This is a genomic window from Pseudomonas sp. PME37.24/025 (assembly GCF_055556615.1).
In genome coordinates this window covers 1-260 of record NZ_JBVHNK010000319.1, presented here as the reverse complement: position 1 = coordinate 260, position 260 = coordinate 1, and the positions used below count along the sequence as shown (strand labels likewise).

The window sequence follows — 260 nt, the reverse complement described above, 5'->3', positions numbered from 1 at the left end:
AGAATCACCGCAATCACCACGAGCGCGGAATACGCGGCAATCTGAAACGCTTGCGTTATGGTATCCGCGGACTTCAATATCCACACGGCACTGCCCGCGCTCTCCGGCACCACCTTCAGCGCCTGCTTCACCCAGCGCCGCAACTGATGCCCATCCACCACCGCGGCCTTCGGAAACACCTGCAACCGCGCCCGCCCATCCGGCAGCAGGTAATCCCGCTTCAGCTCATCCGGTATATCGGCTATCGTAATCTTCGCTGC

1 protein-coding gene is annotated in these 260 nt (G+C 60.8%); it reads right to left on the bottom strand.

The features are described from left to right. The coding region (locus ACZ3HH_RS30535; RefSeq protein WP_465810385.1) for a hypothetical protein at nt 1-260 on the bottom strand (260 nt) is incomplete at both ends.